Origin of the sequence: Paraburkholderia sp. J8-2 (genome assembly GCF_905220195.1) — a bacterium.
GTDB lineage: Bacteria > Pseudomonadota > Gammaproteobacteria > Burkholderiales > Burkholderiaceae > Paraburkholderia.
In genome coordinates this window covers 98,123-114,925 of sequence record NZ_CAJMZA010000001.1, presented here as the reverse complement: position 1 = coordinate 114,925, position 16,803 = coordinate 98,123, and the positions used below count along the sequence as shown (strand labels likewise).

The 16,803-nt window shown below is 67.5% G+C and carries 11 protein-coding genes; 6 read left to right on the top strand and 5 right to left on the bottom strand.

Annotated elements, in window-relative coordinates; translation table 11 throughout:
• The first annotated feature begins 100 nt into the window (after nt 1-100).
• Entirely contained in the window at nt 101-1,561 is a 1,461-nt protein-coding gene (locus U5A52_RS00485; RefSeq protein ID WP_321933333.1) for a M20 family metallopeptidase, read from the top strand.
• A 4-nt stretch (nt 1,562-1,565) separates the two neighbouring features.
• Here U5A52_RS00485 and U5A52_RS00480 read toward each other — a convergent pair whose 3' ends face one another.
• Nucleotides 1,566-2,051, bottom strand: a complete 486-nt coding sequence (locus tag U5A52_RS00480; RefSeq protein WP_321933331.1) for a Cd(II)/Pb(II)-responsive transcriptional regulator — start codon at nt 2,049-2,051, stop codon at nt 1,566-1,568.
• Nucleotides 2,052-2,133: 82 nt separating this feature from the next.
• Here U5A52_RS00480 and U5A52_RS00475 point away from each other — a divergent pair, with 82 nt between their 5' ends.
• Entirely contained in the window at nt 2,134-4,662 is a 2,529-nt protein-coding gene (locus tag U5A52_RS00475) for a heavy metal translocating P-type ATPase (protein ID WP_321933330.1), read from the top strand.
• A 33-nt stretch (nt 4,663-4,695) separates the two neighbouring features.
• Here the strand turns inward: U5A52_RS00475 and U5A52_RS00470 are convergent, their stop codons facing one another.
• Nucleotides 4,696-9,369 (bottom strand): DEAD/DEAH box helicase, encoded by a 4,674-nt coding sequence (locus tag U5A52_RS00470; RefSeq protein WP_321933328.1) that lies wholly within the window; start codon nt 9,367-9,369, stop codon nt 4,696-4,698.
• Nucleotides 9,370-9,575: 206 nt separating this feature from the next.
• Between U5A52_RS00470 and U5A52_RS00465 the strand changes: the two genes are divergently transcribed.
• A complete protein-coding gene (locus U5A52_RS00465; RefSeq protein ID WP_321933326.1) occupies nt 9,576-10,625 on the top strand; it encodes an aldo/keto reductase in 1,050 nt (349 codons plus the stop codon).
• Nucleotides 10,626-10,719: 94 nt separating this feature from the next.
• Here the strand turns inward: U5A52_RS00465 and U5A52_RS00460 are convergent, their stop codons facing one another.
• Nucleotides 10,720-11,067, bottom strand: a complete 348-nt coding sequence (locus tag U5A52_RS00460; protein WP_321917870.1) for a BON domain-containing protein — start codon at nt 11,065-11,067, stop codon at nt 10,720-10,722.
• 338 nt (nt 11,068-11,405) lie between these two features.
• Between U5A52_RS00460 and U5A52_RS00455 the strand changes: the two genes are divergently transcribed.
• Entirely contained in the window at nt 11,406-12,950 is a 1,545-nt protein-coding gene (locus U5A52_RS00455; protein WP_321933324.1) for an RNA polymerase factor sigma-54, read from the top strand.
• 184 nt (nt 12,951-13,134) lie between these two features.
• On the top strand, nt 13,135-13,770 hold the full coding sequence (locus U5A52_RS00450) for a TetR/AcrR family transcriptional regulator (protein ID WP_321933322.1): 636 nt from the start codon (nt 13,135-13,137) through the stop codon (nt 13,768-13,770).
• Nucleotides 13,771-13,801: 31 nt separating this feature from the next.
• On the opposite strand, the gene U5A52_RS00445 is transcribed toward U5A52_RS00450, so the two are convergent.
• Both U5A52_RS00445 and U5A52_RS00440 read right to left on the bottom strand, forming a co-directional pair.
• Nucleotides 13,802-15,103, bottom strand: a complete 1,302-nt coding sequence (locus U5A52_RS00445) for a cation:proton antiporter (RefSeq protein WP_321933321.1) — start codon at nt 15,101-15,103, stop codon at nt 13,802-13,804.
• A gap of 262 nt (nt 15,104-15,365) precedes the next feature.
• Nucleotides 15,366-16,193 carry a DUF72 domain-containing protein gene (locus U5A52_RS00440; RefSeq protein ID WP_321934142.1) on the bottom strand — a complete coding sequence of 276 codons (828 nt, stop codon included), beginning with the start codon at nt 16,191-16,193 and terminating at the stop codon, nt 15,366-15,368.
• Nucleotides 16,194-16,378: 185 nt separating this feature from the next.
• Here U5A52_RS00440 and U5A52_RS00435 point away from each other — a divergent pair, with 185 nt between their 5' ends.
• Complete coding sequence (locus U5A52_RS00435; protein WP_321917852.1) at nt 16,379-16,783, top strand: transposase; 405 nt, start codon at nt 16,379-16,381, stop codon at nt 16,781-16,783.
• Nucleotides 16,784-16,803 lie beyond the last annotated feature (20 nt).

Below are 16,803 nucleotides of genomic sequence, written 5' to 3'. Positions count from 1 at the left end.
CGCCATGCCTTGACCGAATGGCCAACACTGGTTGCAAGGGGTGTCGGCGGGCGGGGGTTCGGGTCTATCATCGGGTTTTTCATTGCTGGGAACCCACACCATGATCTCCGACCCGTCCGAGGCAACCCGCCAACTCGACCACGACGAATTGCGCGCCTTCGTAGAACGTAAATGGCATGACGAGATCGTGCCCGCGTTGACCGACTACATCGCGGTGCCCGCCAAGAGCCCGGCGTTCGACCCGCAGTGGGCGCAGCACGGCTATCTCGAGCGCGTCGTGCAGGAGGCGGCGAAGTGGGCGGAGCAGCAGCCGGTGCGTGGCCTGAAGCTGGAGATCGTGCGCCTGCCGGGTCGCACGCCGGTGATTTTCTTCGAGGCGCCCGCCACGCGCTCGGGCAGCAGCGAGACGGTCGTGCTCTACGGCCACCTCGACAAACAGCCGGAATTCGCCGGCTGGCGCAACGACCTCGGCCCCTGGACACCGAAGCTCGAAGACGGCCGCCTCTATGGCCGCGGCGGTGCTGACGACGGCTACGCGATCTACGCGAGCGTCACGGCGCTCGCCGCGCTCGACGCGCAAGGCGTGGAGCGTCCGCGCTGCGTGGGTCTTATCGAGACCTGCGAGGAGTCGGGCAGCTACGACCTGTTGCCCTATGTCGATGCGCTGCGCGATCGGCTCGGCGATGTCGGCCTCGTCGTTTGTCTCGATTCGGGCGCGGGCAACTACGATCAGCTATGGCTCACCACGTCGCTGCGCGGGCTCGTGTCGGGCGACCTCGAAGTCGAAGTGCTCGAGGAGGGCATTCACTCGGGCTCTTACGGCGGCATTGCGCCTTCCAGCTTCCGCGTGATGCGGCAACTCTTCGAGCGTCTCGAAGATGCCGCGAGCGGCACGTTGCTGCCCAAAGGCTTCCATTGCGCGATCCCTTCGCAGCGCTTGAGCGAAGCCGAGGCTACGGCGAAGATCCTGGGCGAAAGTGTCTGGAAGACCATGCCTTGGGCGTGCGGCCAGGACGGCCGGCGCGTGCTGCCTACCACCACGGACCCGCAGCAGGCGCTGCTCGATTCCACGTGGCGGCCCTCGCTTTCGGTCACGGGCGCGGCAGGTCTGCCCGCACTCGCCGACGCTGGCAACGTGCTGCGGCCGCGCACGGCGTTCAAGCTCTCGCTGCGTTTGCCTCCGCTCATCGAGGCGTCCAAGGCTGTGGCCGAACTGAAGGCGTTACTCGAACTCGATCCGCCGTATAACGCAAAGGTCACCTTCAAGCCCGACGCGGGCGCGGCCAACGGCTGGAGCGCGCCGGAACTCGCCCCGTGGCTTACCGAAGCGCTCAACGGCGCCTCTCGCACCCATTTCGGCGCGGACTGCGCGTATCTCGGCCAGGGCGGCACGATTCCGCTCATGAACGTGCTGCAAGCAGGGTTTCCCAAGTCGCAGTTCATGGTGTGCGGCGTACTCGGTCCGAAGTCCAACGCGCACGGGCCGAACGAGTTCCTGCATGTGCCTTACGCGAAGAAGCTCACGGCCACGGTGGCCGAAGTGATCGCCGCGGCACCTTGAGTCTTTAATGGCGGTGAAGAGAAGGCGCGCCGTCGGCAGGCGGTGCGCCTTCTGTAGCATGCCCGTCGCCATGGCATGAGCAGCTCTCGTCGTCCATGGGCTGCTCGAGACTCTTCATGATCCCGCACTCGGCGCTGCTGCTTTGATGAGCATGGCAGCTCTCGCGCAGCGTGCGCAATTGCTGCTCGAGTACGCGCATCGATTCGATTTGCTGATGAATGCGCTCGATCTGGCTGTCGATCAACTCGTTGACTTCGTCGCACGGCTGGCTCGGGTCGGCCTGAAAGCGACGCAACATGCGGATGTCCGAGAGCCCGATGCCCAGTGACCGGCAATGGCGGATGAAGTTGAGTTGCGCGGCGTGCACGGCCGTGTAGCTGCGGTATCCGTTGGTTTCACGCGCGGGCTCGTCCAGCAGGCCTTCGCGCTCGTAAAAGCGCACTGTTTCGACGTCGCAGTGCGCACAGCGCGCCAGTTCACCAATTCGCATGGTCGCGGCTCTCCCAAATGACTTGACCCTGTAGCGGCTACAGGCTGTTCAATGATTGTGTCACTTTTGGGAGAAACCGGCTATGAACCAGAGCTACTTGTCGCAGCCCGGCATTGCGCAGCGCCTGCGCGCGCGTGATGAGGAACGGGCTGCGGGCGGCGCTCACGGGAATGGCGGCGTGGCGGCCGTGTGCGGCGGCCACGAGCACAAGCACGACCACGGCCTGGATCAAGGGCTCGACCATGATCACGGCCATGACCATGGCGAAGAGCACAAGCACAAGCACGACCACGGCGAGGCGCATCAGCACGGCCAGGCATGCTGCCATGACAGCGCGCCGCGACAAAGCCCCCGCCGTACAGCCCCGGCGCCCGAAGGCACGCGCCGCGCGCGCTGGCGTATCGAAAACATGGATTGCCCGACCGAGGAGCGCCTGATCCGCAACCGGCTCGAGCCGATGCCGGGTGTCGTGCGCCTCGACTTCGACCTGCTCGCGCGCGAACTGACCGTGCATCACCAACTCGACGATACGCAGCCTGTCGTCGCCGCGCTGCGCGCCCTCGACATGGCGCCGCGCGAACTCGGCGAGACCGCTTCCGCGCAAGCTGCCCCGCCTGCGTCGCTTGGCCTTGCGCTGCGTCAGAAGTTGTTGCTGGCGGTGAGCGGCGTGGCAGCCGCAGGCGCTGAGGTGCTCGCCTGGAGCACCGGCAAGGAGAACAGCCTGCTCGTACTCGCCTGCGCGGTCATCTCCATCCTCTGCGCGGGTTTGCCCACGCTGCGCAAGGGCTGGATCGCGCTGCGCAATTTCACGATCAACATCTACTTCCTGATGTCGCTTGCCTTGATCGGCGCCGTTGCGATCGGCAAATGGCCCGAAGCGGCGATGGTCGTTTTCCTGTTCGCCCTCGCGGAGGAAATCGAGGCGCTTTCGCTCGAACGCGCCCGTCAGGCCATCCGCGCGCTCACCGCGCTTGCGCCCGAAACCGCCGAGGTCTGGCAAGCCGGCGACGGCGCATCCGGGCAAGGCGAATGGCGCGAGTACGCGGTGGGTGACGTGGCTGTCGGCAGCCGCATTCGCGTGCGTACCGGCCAGCGCGTGCCGCTCGACGCGCGCGTGGCCGTCGGCCGCGCCGCGCTCGATCAGGCGCCGATCACGGGCGAGAGCCTGCCGGTCGACAAGGAAACCGGCGCGGCGCTCTACGCGGGCAGTATCGTCGTCGATGGCGTGGTCGAGGCGGTCGTCACCGCGGCTGCGCAGGACAGCACGCTCGCGCGCATCGCCGCGGCAGTGCAGGAGGCGCAGGCGCAACGCGCGCCCACGCAGCGTTTCGTCGACCAGTTCGCGCGCTATTACACGCCGGCCGTGGTCGTGCTCGCCGTGGTTATCGCACTTGCCGGGCCGCTCGTGTTCGGCGGCGCCTGGAGCGCGTGGCTCTACAAGGCGCTCGTGCTGCTCGTGATTGCCTGCCCGTGCGCGCTCGTCGTCTCGACGCCGGTGACGGTCGTGAGCGGCCTCGCCGCCGCCGCGCGCCACGGCATGCTCGTGAAGGGCGGCGTGTGGCTCGAACGCGGCCGGCTGCTCAAAGCCGTCGCGCTCGACAAGACCGGCACCCTCACGCGCGGCGAGCCTGTCCTGACCGATGCGCTGGCGGCGCCGGTCCGGGCGCCGGTCACCGCAGAGGCGTCCGGCGAAGCTCAGCTTTCTACCGAAGAAGCGCTGCACATCGCTGCGAGCCTGGACGATGCGAGCACGCACCCGGTCGCGCGTGCGGTGGTCGAAGGCTGGCGGGCACGTCAGCCGGATGCGCGCCTGCTCACGGTCGATCAGTTCGCGGTGCTAAACGGTCGCGGCGTGCAGGGCCGCATCGACGGCACGCTCTGGAGCCTCGGCAATCACCGTCTGGTGGAAGAGCTTGGTTTGTGCTCGCCCGAACTTGAAGTCCAACTGGCAACGCTCGAGCAGGCCGGCAAGACGGCGATCGTGCTGTGCGCGCCGCAGGAGGCGGTTGCCGTGTTCGCCGTGGCCGACGCACTGCGTACAGAAAGCGCCCCGGCCGTGCAGGCCTTGCGCCAGCTTGGCGTGACGCCCGTCATGCTGACCGGCGACAACGCGTCGACCGCGCGTGCGATTGCCGATCAGCTCGGCATTGACGACGCGCGCGGCAATCTGCTGCCGCAGGACAAGCAGGACGCGATCGCCGCGCTCTCGCAACAGTACGGCATGGCGGCGATGGTCGGCGACGGCGTGAACGATGCGCCCGCGCTCGCGCGCGCCGACATCGGCTTTGCGATGGGCGCGGCTGGCACCGCGACTGCGCTCGAAACCGCCGACGTCGCGATCATGGACGACGATCCGCGCAAGATCGCGGCGTTCATCGGCCTTTCGCGCAAGACCGCGGCCGTGCTCACGCAGAACATCACGCTCGCGCTCGGCATCAAGGCGGTGTTTCTCGTGCTCGCGATGGCAGGCGAAGCCACGCTCTGGATGGCCGTGTTCGCCGACGTGGGCGCGAGTCTCCTCGTCGTTGCGAACGGACTGCGCGTGCGCCGGCATTTCGACGCCACGCGCAACGTGGCGAAGCCTGCCGCATCGACGGTGCAACGCAACTAACTGCCGATCCCGCCCGCGCCTGCCCGGCGCGCCTCACCAAGGCCTGGCGAGGCGCGCGCGAAGTTCGGTGCGCGTGCTCTCGTCGAACTCGCCGAGAAAGCCAAAGCGGCCAGCAATCAGGGTCGCGGCCGGCACGCCGTCGCGGAACACGATGCGGTTGCCGGCGAGCGCCGGCACCTTCTCGCCGGGCAGCACCGTGCCGAGGAGATTGAGCGGATCGGCGGCGCTCACGCAGACGAGCGCGTCGCCTTCTTTTTGCGTCGGTCCGCGCCGCCGCACGTCGCGCAGCAGCGCCACGGCTTCAGGCAGCGCGAACTGTTCGCCCGAAATCCCGGTGACGAAGCGGCCGCCACGCACCTCGCCGCGCGCCTCCATGCGATGCAACACGCGCAGCAGGTCGCGCCAGGGCGGCAGCCACGCTGCCTCGCGTCCGAGCAGATGCCAGCTGACCACGCCATAGCGGCGCAGCAGCACATTGGCGACGTGCTCCAGTAGTTCCGGTGCGGCGGGTGAGCGGCGTGACGGGCTGGTGCCCGTTTGCCTTGCGCGCGCAAGCGCCTGCGATCGCGAACCGGCTACGACGCGCGCATCCAACGCAGTCGGTTCTGCCATGGCGAGCGCCTGCGTATCGTCCGTCTCCACCAGGGGCTCAGTCGATGCATCGGTCGCACTGCCCAACTGAACGCGCCGCAACGTCGCCCAGCGCCCCGCGTCGGCCATGCCGCCCGCGAGCGGCCCGAAGCCGCGCGGCCGACGTCTGCCGTGATGCGCGCTGCGCTGCGCCGCTGGTTTCACGAGCGCGCGCAGTCCCGCAAAGCTGTCCGCATTCACAAGACCAGCCGCCACCAGTTCGCCAAGCGCGTTTTCCAGTTCGACGCCGAGCAGATGCGCGTCGGCGGCGAGTTCGTCGAAGAACATCGCGCCGTGGCGCAGCAGCGCCTCGTACACACGCTGCGCGCGCGCCGACAGTCCCGCAGTGTCGGGCGCTTCGACGAGCGCCATCCAGCGCGTGAGTTCGCGACGTGCGAGCAGCACGACCGGCGTGCTGCGCACGGTCGATGCGGACGCCGCGCGCGCGGGCAGCCTGGCCCAGGCGAGACGCCCCGAGCGGCATAGCTCGTCGAGCAGCATGGGCGTGTAATCGTCGATGCGCGCCGGCAGGATTTCGTCTTCCCACGCGAGCGCCGAGGCTTCCCAGCCTTCGAGCTGATCGAGCACGGCGGCCAGCGCGTCGCGGCCCGAGCCGCGCGTACCGGGCGCCACGCGTTGCCATTCGAACAGGAAGCGCATGAAATCGTGCCGCTCGACCGGCTCGATTTCGCGCCGGAGCTTGCGCACCGTGTAGCGATGGATGCGCGCAAGCAGATGGCGCTCGCACCATTCCTCGTGACCGCCGCTCATGGCTTGCTGCGTGAAGCGTCCGCGCATGACGGTGCCTTCGGCTTCGAGGCGCGTGAGCGCGAGCGCCGCCACGCTCGCCTCCAGCGCGAGCGGCCGCGCGACCTGCGCGACCGTAAGCGGCCCGAAGCCCGACAGGCGCGCGCGCACGATCTCGACGAGCGCAGCGTCTTCGGTCCACGTATCCGCGTATTCAGGCGGCGGCGTGAGCGGCGGCTCGCAATGCGCCTGGGGATAAATGGCTTGCACGCACGCGAGCCGCTCGATGCCCACCCACAACGCGTCGTGTTCCGCGACCGGCAGCCGCGTGGCGCGGCCCGCCGCCGCCAGGTCGGCGAGCCATGCGAGCCACTGCGGTGCCTGCTGCGCTTCGCTCTCAGTTAGCGTGCCGAGGCTCGTGAGGGCGTCGTGCATTTCGTCGGCGTCGCGCACTTGCGGCCAGGCTTCTTCGCGCACGCTCGCAATGGCTTCGGGGTCCAGCGCGCCAAGATCGTCGGTGGATTCGGGGTCGCTCCAGCGGCGCGAGAGCACCGCCTGCGTGCGGCGCTCCTCGATCGGGGCGTCGTCGAGGAATGCATACGGGCGCGCAGTGAGGATCTCGGCCGCGAGCGGCGAGGGCGCGGGCAACTCGCGCACCACGAGCTTCACCTCGCTCGCCTCGATGCGGCGCAGGAGGGCGAGCCATGCTTCGGTATCCATAGCATCGTGCAGGCAGTCGTCGAGCGTCTGGTCCACGAGCGGATGACGCGGCACTTCGCGCTCGCCCGCGATGTTCTCGACGCACGCCACCTGGTCGGGGAAGACGGCGGCGAGCAGGTCTTCGCTGCGCATGCGCTGGATCTGCGGCGGCGTCTTGCGGCCGCTGGTCTGGCGCGGCAGCGCGAGCGAGGTGGTCGCATTCCAGCGCCAGCGCACGCCGAAGAGCGGCGCGTCGAGCAGCGCCTGCACGAGCAGATGCTCCGCGGAATTCGAATGGAGGTAGCGCCACACCTCGTCCAGCGCGAAGCTGTGCGCGCCGGTGAGCGAAAGGATGATGGCGTCTTCGGTCGCGGCGGCCTGCAGTTCGAAGTTGAACTGGCGGCAAAAACGCTTGCGCAGTGCGAGGCCCCACGCGCGATTGAGGCGGCTGCCGAACGGCGTGTGGATCACGAGCTGGGTGCCGCCCGCCTCGTCGAAGAAGCGCTCCATGACGAGTGTGTCCTGCGTGGGAAGTACCGTGAGCGCCGCCCGGGCGCGCGCGAGATATTCGACGATCTGGCGCGCCGCTGCGTCGTCGATCTCGAGCGATGCGGCGAGCGCAGCCGTGGCGCGATCGACTATGGCGGACGACGCGGCATCGCCTGCCGCATGCTCGCTGGCGATTGCAGTCCCATTCACACCCGCACCCGCACCCGCACCCGCACCCGCACCCGCACCCGCACCCGCACCCGCACCCGCACCCGCATCGATCAGCGCCGCTTCCACCTGCTTGCGCAGCCGCGAAATCGCGAACGAAAGCTCGTCGCTGCGGCCCGGCGCCTCGCCCAGCCAGAACGGGATGTTGGGCGGCTGCCCTTGGGCATCTTCCACGCGTACGCGGCCCGCTTCGATGCGCAGAATGCGGTACGACGCGTTGCCGAGCTGGAACACGTCGCCCGCAAGGCTTTCGACGGCGAAGTCCTCGTTGACGGTGCCGATCTGCACGCCCTGCGGTTCCAGCAGCACCGAGTAGTCGGCGTTGTCGGGGATCGTGCCGCCCGACGTGAGCGCGACGAGCCGAGCGCCGCGCCGTGCGCGCAGCGTGTGGCTGACCACGTCGCGATGCAGATAAGCGGCGCGCGGCCCGTGACGGCTCGTGTAGCCCTCGGCGAGCATGCGCAGCACGGCGTCGAACTGTGCGCGCTCGAGCGCGGCCCACGGCGCGGCGCGGCGCACGAGCGCATAGAGCGCGTCTTCTTCCCAGGATTCGCCGGCCACTTCCGCGACGATTTGCTGCGCGAGCACGTCGAGCGGCGCGTGCGGCGGCACAAGGCGATCGAGTTCGCCGCGCCGCACGCTGTCGAGCAGCGCCGCGCATTCGATCAGGTCGTCGCGCGAAGTGGGGAAGAGCCGCCCCTTGGGCACGCCGCCGACCTGGTGTCCTGAGCGCCCCACGCGCTGCAGGAAGGCCGCGATCGAGCGCGGCGAGCCGATCTGGCACACGAGATCGACGTCGCCGATATCGATGCCCAGTTCCAGCGACGCCGTCGCCACGAGCACGCGCAAGTCGCCGCTCTTTAACCGCTGCTCGGCGAGAAAACGATGCTCGCGCGCGAGGCTGCCGTGGTGCGCGGCCACAGCTTCGGCACCCAGACGATCGGTGAGATGGCGCGCTACGCGCTCGGCCATGCGGCGCGTGTTGACGAACACGAGCGTGGTGCGGTGCAAGGCGACGAGTTCGGCCATGCGGTCGTACACGCGCTCCCACACGTCGTTCGCCATCACGGCTTCGAGCGGCACGGGCGGCACTTCGATCGCGAGGTCGCGCTTGCGCGTATGGCCCACGTCAACGATATCGCAGGCGGGCGGGCTTGCGTCCGCGTCTTGCGCCGCCTCGCCCATGCCCACCAGAAAGCGCGCAACGGTTTCGATCGGCTTTTGCGTGGCGGAAAGGCCGATGCGCAGCAGGCGCGTGCCGCACAACGCGTCGAGCCGTTCGAGACTCAGCGCGAGATGGCAGCCGCGCTTGTTGCCCGCGAGCGCGTGAATTTCGTCGACGATCACGCTGCGCGCGCTCGCCAGCATGCGGCGGCCTGACTCGGAGCCGAGCAGCACGTAAAGCGACTCAGGCGTCGTCACGAGAATATGCGGCGCGCGCTTTCTGAGCGCCGCGCGCTCGGGCTGCGGCGTGTCGCCGGTGCGCACGGCGGTGCGGATTTCGACCGGCGGCAAGCCGAGGCGCGCGAGTTCCGTAGCGATACCTTCGAGCGGCCTCTCGAGATTGAGCCGGATGTCGTTGGAAAGCGCCTTGAGCGGCGAAACGTAGACGACGAGCGTCGCGTCGGGCAACGCGCCGCCGTTCGCGAGACCTTCGCGCACGAGCTCGTCGAGCGCGGCGAGAAAGGCGGTGAGCGTCTTGCCCGAGCCCGTTGGGGCGGCCACCAGCGTCGCGCGCCGTCTCGCGATGAGCGGCCAGGCGGCGCGTTGCGCGGCGGTGGGCGCGTCGAAGCTGCGCCGGAACCAGTCGGCCACGGCCGGATGAAAGCGCGCGAGCACGTCGCTTTCTGCGCCGTCGTGACTGGCGGCGGCTCCAGGCGCGTGCGAATCGGATACGGGCGAAGACGTTGTCATGCGGATGTCAGGCGGCGGAGAAGTCAGCATTGCACGTCCGTCAGTCTCGCAGCTTTCGTGCGCGCCTGCCTGGCGGGAGAGAAGCGGGAGAGGCGGGAGAGGCGGGAGAGAGGTGGTCGGGTCCGGGCCGGCGTTCGGCAAGCGTCACGCGAACGCAGTATCCTCGCCGCGTTGGCTTTTCCCTCGAACCACGACGGAGTCACACCATGCGTTACAACCCCCTGGGCCGCACGGGCCTGTTCGTTTCGGAACTCTGCCTCGGCACGATGACCTTCGGCGGCGGCGCCGGCATCTGGAACCAGATCGGCGATCTCCAGCAATCCGACGCCGAACGTCTCGTTGGCCGCGCGCTGGATGCGGGCATCAATTTCATCGATACCGCCGACGTCTACTCGCAGGGCGTGTCCGAGCAGATCACCGGTCAGGCGCTCAAGAACCTCAAGGTCCCGCGCGAGCAGGTCGTGATCGCGACGAAAGTATTCGGCGAAATGGGCTCGTCGCCGAACGAGCGCGGCGCCACGCGCTATCACATCATGGATGGCGTGAAGGCGAGCCTGAAGCGCCTGCAGCTCGATCACATCGACCTCTACCAGATTCACGCGTTCGATCCCGTGACGCCCATCGAGGAGACGGTGCGCGCGCTCGATACGCTCGTGCAGCAGGGGTACGTGCGCTACGCCGGCGTGTCGAACTGGGCGGCCTGGCAGATCGTGAAGGCGCTCGGCATTGCGCAGCGCGAAGGGCTCGCGCGCTTCGAGTCGCTGCAGGCCTACTACACGATCGCGGGACGGGATCTCGAGCGCGAACTCGTGCCGATGCTGGAAAGCGAGGGCCTCGGGCTGATGGTCTGGAGTCCGCTCGCGGGCGGACTCTTGAGCGGCAAGTACGGTCGCGACCAGCAAGGCGAGGCGGGCAGCCGGCGCACGACCTTCGATTTTCCGCCCGTGAACCGCGAGCGCGCATGGGACTGCGTGGACGCGATGCGGCCGATCGCGCAAGCCAAAGGCGTGTCGGTCGCGCAAATCGCGCTCGCGTGGCTGCTGCATCAGAAGGTGGTGACATCGGTGATCATCGGCGCGAAACGTGTCGATCAACTCGACGACAACATTGCCGCGACGAAAGTGAAGCTCAGTGTCGAAGAGCTAGGTGTGCTGGGTGAGGCGAGCGGATTGCCCGCCGAGTATCCGGGCTGGATGCTCGCGCGCCAGGGCGAGCAACGGCGCGCGCAGCTCAGCCAATCGCGCGAGCAGGAGTGAGGCAGGCATGAGGAGCGCCGGCGGTGGCGGCCGCCGGCGCGATCCGGTCTGGAATTGGCTCGTTGTTGCGGTCTGGCGGGGTGTGTTAGACCTCTTAGCTCGCCACCGAGACCTTCAGATGGTTCTTCACTGAGGTCACACCCGAGACGCCTTCCACGACCTGTTTGGCGTTGTCGCGGTCTTCGGCGCTCGGCACCGTGCCGGTGAGCGAGACCACGCCTTTACGCGTCTTCACGTGGATGTGCTCGGACTTCACGTTCTTCGCGCCGAGCAGTTCGGCCTTGACCTTGGTCGTGATGGTTGCGTCGTCAACGTGCTGGCCCACGGATTCCGAACTGCCCGAAGGCGCGGCGCTGTTCGTCGTGGTCTGCGCACCGGCCAGCAGTGCGAACGTCATGCAGGCGGCGCCAGCCGCGGTCTTGAGGATCAGGATGCGCTTCATGGCTACTCCCTTTCTGGTTGTGGTCATGGCCTGCCTCCGCAAGGTGCGTGCCTCGCCGCGTTCGTGCTCGCGCTGCTTGTTATTGGAAAGCCCCCGGAAGCGACCGGAGCCGGCTTCGATGCGGGATAGACGGTTCGTCCATGCGGCCACGATTTTCCCAACCGGCATGCGCCGCAATTTTTCCGCACCTTTGTAAAAATCTCCACTGTGGGGTCGGAAAAGAGGCTCGCTTAGCCGCTGTTGCAAGCGTCGATCCCGTTTCAAAACAGGGTGTTGTAAAAACTGGCATGGCTGTTGCATGAGAGGGCTGTCACTCAATTCAACAAAACGGGATTGCCATGCCTTCCATCGCGTTACACGCGCGCCAGCATCTGGCGCTCACGCCGCGTCTTCAGCAGGCGGTGAGGCTGCTGCAACTGTCGTCGCTTGAGTTCCAGCAGGAGCTGCGCGAAGCGCTCGACACCAATCCGTTCCTCGAATACGTTCCGCCCGCCTCGGACACCGGCGAGGCCGCCGAAGCGGCCAATGGCGCAGCGGGCATTGGCTCCGCGGCGGCGCCCGCGGCCGAAGCCCCCGCCATGGCGACAGAAGGCGCGGGTGAATCGAGCTTCGAAGGCGGCCTCGACGCCGGCATGGGTCAGGACGCTTCCCCATACGGCGAGACGTCATACGCCGAGAGCAGCTACAGCGACGAAGGCTCGGGCTACACCGCCGAGATGCCGACACCGGGCGCCTTGCGCACGTCGAGCTATCGCGGCGGCGAGGACAGCGATTCCGAAGCCTCCGACTGGGTGCGTGTGCCGGTTACGCTGCGCGAGCAGCTGCATGAGGCCTTGCGCCTCGCGCCGCTCGAGGACCTCGACCGTATCGCGGTGCAGGTCGTGATCGAGGCGCTCGACGACGACGGCTATCTACGCCAGGATCTCGCCGATCTTGCCGATGAAGAGGGCGGCGTTGACACGCTCGACGAAGACCGCTTGCGGGTGGCGCTGCGCGTGGTGCAGACGCTCGATCGCCCCGGCATCGGCGCGCGTTCGCTCTCCGAATGCCTTGCGTTGCAGCTCGATGCGATGCCTTCCGACACGCCGCATCGCGAACTGGCGCTGCAGATCGTCACGCAGCATCTCGAGCGCCTCGCGCGCCGCGAACACGGCGAGCTGCAGCGCCAGCTCGGCTGCGACGCCGCTTCGCTGCAGGCCGCGAGCGCACTCGTGCGCCGCCTCGATCCGAAGCCGGGCAACCACTATGGTCGCGCAGACGGCGGCTATGTCGTTCCCGACGTGATCGTGCGCCAGGTGCGTGGCAAGTGGGTGGTGAGCGTGAACCCGGCCATCGAGCCGCGCGCGCGCATCCACAAGCTCTATGCGGAGATGTTCGCGCGCTCGGACCAGACGAGCCGCTCGCCACTCGCGCAACAGCTGCAGGAAGCGCGCTGGCTGATCCGCAACGCGCATAAGCGCTGCGAGACGATCCTGCGTGTGGGCGAGTGCATCGTCGCGCGCCAAAAGGCGTTTTTCCAGTATGGCGAGATTGCGCTGCGGCCCATGCTGCTGCGCGACGTCGCCGACGAACTGGGCCTGCACGAATCGACCGTCTCACGCGCCACGGGCAACAAGTACATGGCCACGCCGCGCGGCATCTTCGAGTTCAAGCGCTTTTTCCCGCGAGAACTCGAAACACGCACGGGCGGCACCTGCTCGGCGGCCGCGGTGCGCGCGCTCATCAAGGAAATGATCGACGCCGAAGATCCGCGCGACCCGCTTTCCGACGTAATCCTCACGCAGGAACTCGAAAAGCAGGGTGTGCAGGTGGCGCGCCGCACGGTCACGAAGTATCGGCAGATGATGAAGCTGCCGGCGGCGGAAATGCGCCGGCAGATTTGAGGCGCGCGGTTTCATCTGCGTGCGAAAAGACGGGGGGAGGTCAGCGGCGCGTGACCGGCGTGACGATATGCATGACGACGCGTATCGTCACGCGCGCCGCTTCAACGCATCTCGGGCGGGCATGCCCGGTCATCGGTAGAATACGAGCCATTGCTCATATTCGACGGCCTTTCCCTTCCCCGCCATGACTCAAACGCCACGCGGCAAAAGCCGCGCCGCGGCACTAGAGGCGCGCAAGCGGCCCGTGCAGCGCCGTTCCGCCGCCACTGTCGACGCGATACTCGAAGCCGCCGCGCGCATTCTCGAAAGCGCCGGCCTGGCCGGCTACACCACGAACGCCATCGCGGCGCGCGCGGGTGTGAGTGTCGGCTCGCTCTATCAATATTTTCCGAACCGCGACGCGCTGACCGCCGCCTTGATCGACCGTGAGAGCGCGCCGCTCCTTGCCGAGGTCGAGGCCGCCGCTGCGGCGTCGAGCTGCGAGGCGGCAATGCTCAGGCTGATTCGTGCGGCGGTCGCGCATCAGATGCGACGCCCGGAACTGGCGCGTCTGCTCGATTTCGAGGAGCGGCGACTGCCGCTTGGCGAGCGCGACGCACGCGTGAGCGAGCGCATTCACGCGGTGCTCGTCGGCGCGTTCGAACTCGCCGATGCGCCACGCATCGACGACCGGCAGACCACCGCGCACGACGTGATCGCCATCGTGCGCGGCATGGTCGACGCAGCGGGCGAGCGCGGCGAAACCAACGCTCACGCGCTGGAGGCGCGCGTCACGCGTGCAGCGATCGGTTATTTGTGGCGCACCGAGCGCGGCGAGTAGCGTAAGCGGCCCCGTTTGCCTGCGTTGGCGCTCAGGGTGCGGCGCGTTCGCTCGAAGTGCGTGGTGCGATGCCGAGCCATCGCGCGACACGCCCTAACGTGAGGCCGTTGCACAGCAGATTCAGCAGCACGAAGGCCGCTGCCATGGCGGCAGCGAATGCGCGGGTACCGGGCGAAAGCGCATCGTTGCGCGCGACGCAAACAGCGAGCGTGAGCGTGACGGGGCCGCGCACGCCGCCCCATGCGATCAGCCATTGGTGCGCGCGCGGCAGCGGCTCACAGATGCCAAGGCGGCTCAGCAGCGGTACGAAGATCGTAAGGATGCCGAATCGGCTCAGAATGGCGGCCACCAGCGCGAGCGCGAGCGGAAGGGTGTCGCGCATATTCAGCTTGTCCAGCAAACCGGGCACGCGCGCCGACGCGAGCAGAAAAACAGCGGCAGAGGCGATGCCAGCCTGGTACGCCCATAGCTGGCGAAACAGGGTTTGGCTCGCGGCGGGGCGGCGTGTTTGCATGAGCCGGTTGGCCGCGAGACCCGCGCACACGACAGCGGCCACGCCGGAAACGTGAAGCCAGCGTTCCGCGGCGGGATAGAGCAGCGTGGGCAGCGCGAGCGAGAGCGCGTACTCTGAAAAGGGCAGACTGCGCAACGCGCTCGAGACGGTGACGAAAAGCGCGCCCGCAAGCGCGCCGAACGCGCAGCCGCCGACGAGGGAAACGACGAAGGATGCGAGCGGATGGCCGTGCGTGTGCGCGGCGGACGGCGCGAGCGCCAGCGCGCTGGTGAGGAGTGTGGAGATGGCGATGGCGGCGGCGTCGTTGAGCAGGCTTTCGCCCTCGATCAGCCGGATCAGGCGTTCGGGCGCGCCGCTGTTGCGAAAGAGCCCGATGACGGTGGAAGGATCCGTCGTGCTGACGATTGCGCCGAGCAGCAGGCACACGATCAGGCTCTCGCCGCTGCTGATCCACGTGGCGACACCAACGCCTGCCGCGGCGGCCGCCACTGCGCCAATCGCGAGCAAGAGGATAGGCGCGAGATCGGCGAGAAGACCGCGCGTATCGACCTGCAACGCCGCTTCGAAGAGGATGGGCGGCAGGAATATCCAGAGATAGGCCTCGGGAGGAAGCGACGGCGTGAGGAAAGGGATGACGCTCGAAGCCGTGAAGCCAGGGGCGAAGTGAAGCAGGGCGAGGTATCCGGTGCCGAGCAGCACGCCGGCGCTGGTCAGGCCGAACGAATCGGAGAGGCGAAAGCGCTGTGCGGCGGCATGGCAGAGCGCGATGATGAGCAGCAGGACGCCGGTGCGGATGGTGAATTCGATTGCGGTTTGCAAAGGCGGGAAACTCCGAGGTGCGGCGGGGCGGCGGGAGGGCCCGCACCGCATCGATGCAGTATCTCGCTGCGATGCAGCATTGCAGGTTGACGTATATCAATTTGTCGCTGACAGAGTCATTACGACACCATTACGGGTTTTTACTAGCCGGATCAGAGGCAATGCCGGACCCCGCCGGCCCCCAAAAGGCGCTCGCAAACGGTGACGGTGATTTTTGGGGGCGCGATCGTCGTCGAGGCGTGGCTCGATGCGCCGTGCGCAGCTAGTTCGCGGCGAGGCGCTCGATCAGCCCCATGGCCGCCGCCGGGTTGCGTTCCTTGAAGCCGCTGATGACGTAGAGATAGACGTCCCGGCCGGCCTTCGCGGCGAGCGGCTGTGCGTAGGTGGCAAGATCGCCCGGGGATTCGCCGCGCGACCAGGCGAGCGCGCGGCTGGCCCACAGGTCGAGGTCAGCCGGGGCGTAGCCCTGCGGGTGATCCTGTGCGGTCCCCATGATGCGGGCATAGACGAACGGCGCACTGGTGTCGCCGATCAGCGGGTAACTGGAGTCACCGGAGACGACGATCGCCGCCTTGTGCTTGCGCGCGAGCGCGACGAATTCCGGCGTGCAAAAGCTCTCGTCGCGCACTTCGAGCGCATGGCGCAGAGGACGGCCCTCGGCCTCGCCTGGCAGCAGTTCCAGGAATCGTGCGTAGTCCTCTGGATCGAAGCGTTTGCCTGGCGTGAGTTGCCAGTTGATCGGTCCGAGCTTGTCGCGCAGGTTCAATACGCCGCCGCTCAGGAAGCGCTCGATCGTGGCCCCGGCCTCGGCCAGCACACGGCGATTCATCGCAAAGCGCGGGCCCTTCAGCGAGAACACGAAGTCTTCGGGCGTTTCGTCGTGCCAGCGCGTGAAGCTTTCCGGGCGCTGCGCGCCGTAGTAGGTACTGTTGATTTCCAGCGTAGAGAGATGGCGGCTCGCATATTCCAGCTCGCGGCGTTGCGCCAGGCCGCTGGGGTAGAACGCGCCCCGCCAGGGCGCATAGATCCAGCCGCCCACACCAACGCGTATCCGGCCGTGCCGGGCTTTTGAACTGGATGAGGGCGCCATCGGAAATCCGCCGTCGAAGCCTCGAAACGAGCAGTGTAGCGCGGCACTGGCCACGGCCGCCGGTTAGCGTGCCGGATCGCGACTTGCGAATTCATCTCGATTTTTAAGCATAGTCCGATATTTTCTTGTGGGCTGTGAGGCTACTTTAGTCGTGTTGTGTCAGATAACCTCACAGGGACCATCAGATGTCTTCCCGCATATCTCCGGAACTCACCGATGCGCAATGGCGCAGCATCGAGCCTATGTTTCACGAAATCCGCGTTGACGGTCGTCGCCGCGGGCGCCCAGCACATAATCCTCGTCTCGTTTTTGCGGGCATCCTCTGGGTTCTGGCCACCGGCTCGGTCTGGTCGAAGTTGCCCGAGCAGTATCCCGATTTCCGCACCTGCCATCGCCGCTTCAAGCTGTGGTTCGACGCCGGACTCGTGCATCACGCCATGGAGCGCCTGCACGGCCAGGAAGGCCTTGCCCTGTGCACGGCAATGGCCGCGCGCATGCAGCCGTGGCGCGCACCGGTTGGCCGCAAGCCGCGCTATCCGGTGGCGTCCACGCTGCGCTGGCCGCTCGTGCGGCCTTTCGTCGAGCGATAAGCGAGCAGGGCGCAGGGCTG

Excerpts from the sequence above, each read along its gene's own strand:
- U5A52_RS00485 (WP_321933333.1), top strand. The coding sequence starts at position 101 with ATGATCTCCGACCCGTCCGAGGCAACCCGCCAACTCGACCACGACGAA.
- U5A52_RS00480 (WP_321933331.1), bottom strand. The coding sequence starts at position 2,051 with ATGCGAATTGGTGAACTGGCGCGCTGTGCGCACTGCGACGTCGAAACA.
- U5A52_RS00475 (WP_321933330.1), top strand. The coding sequence starts at position 2,134 with ATGAACCAGAGCTACTTGTCGCAGCCCGGCATTGCGCAGCGCCTGCGC.
- U5A52_RS00470 (WP_321933328.1), bottom strand. The coding sequence starts at position 9,369 with ATGACAACGTCTTCGCCCGTATCCGATTCGCACGCGCCTGGAGCCGCC.
- U5A52_RS00465 (WP_321933326.1), top strand. The coding sequence starts at position 9,576 with ATGCGTTACAACCCCCTGGGCCGCACGGGCCTGTTCGTTTCGGAACTC.
- U5A52_RS00460 (WP_321917870.1), bottom strand. The coding sequence starts at position 11,067 with ATGAAGCGCATCCTGATCCTCAAGACCGCGGCTGGCGCCGCCTGCATG.
- U5A52_RS00455 (WP_321933324.1), top strand. The coding sequence starts at position 11,406 with ATGCCTTCCATCGCGTTACACGCGCGCCAGCATCTGGCGCTCACGCCG.
- U5A52_RS00450 (WP_321933322.1), top strand. The coding sequence starts at position 13,135 with ATGACTCAAACGCCACGCGGCAAAAGCCGCGCCGCGGCACTAGAGGCG.
- U5A52_RS00440 (WP_321934142.1), bottom strand. The coding sequence starts at position 16,193 with ATGGCGCCCTCATCCAGTTCAAAAGCCCGGCACGGCCGGATACGCGTT.
- U5A52_RS00435 (WP_321917852.1), top strand. The coding sequence starts at position 16,379 with ATGTCTTCCCGCATATCTCCGGAACTCACCGATGCGCAATGGCGCAGC.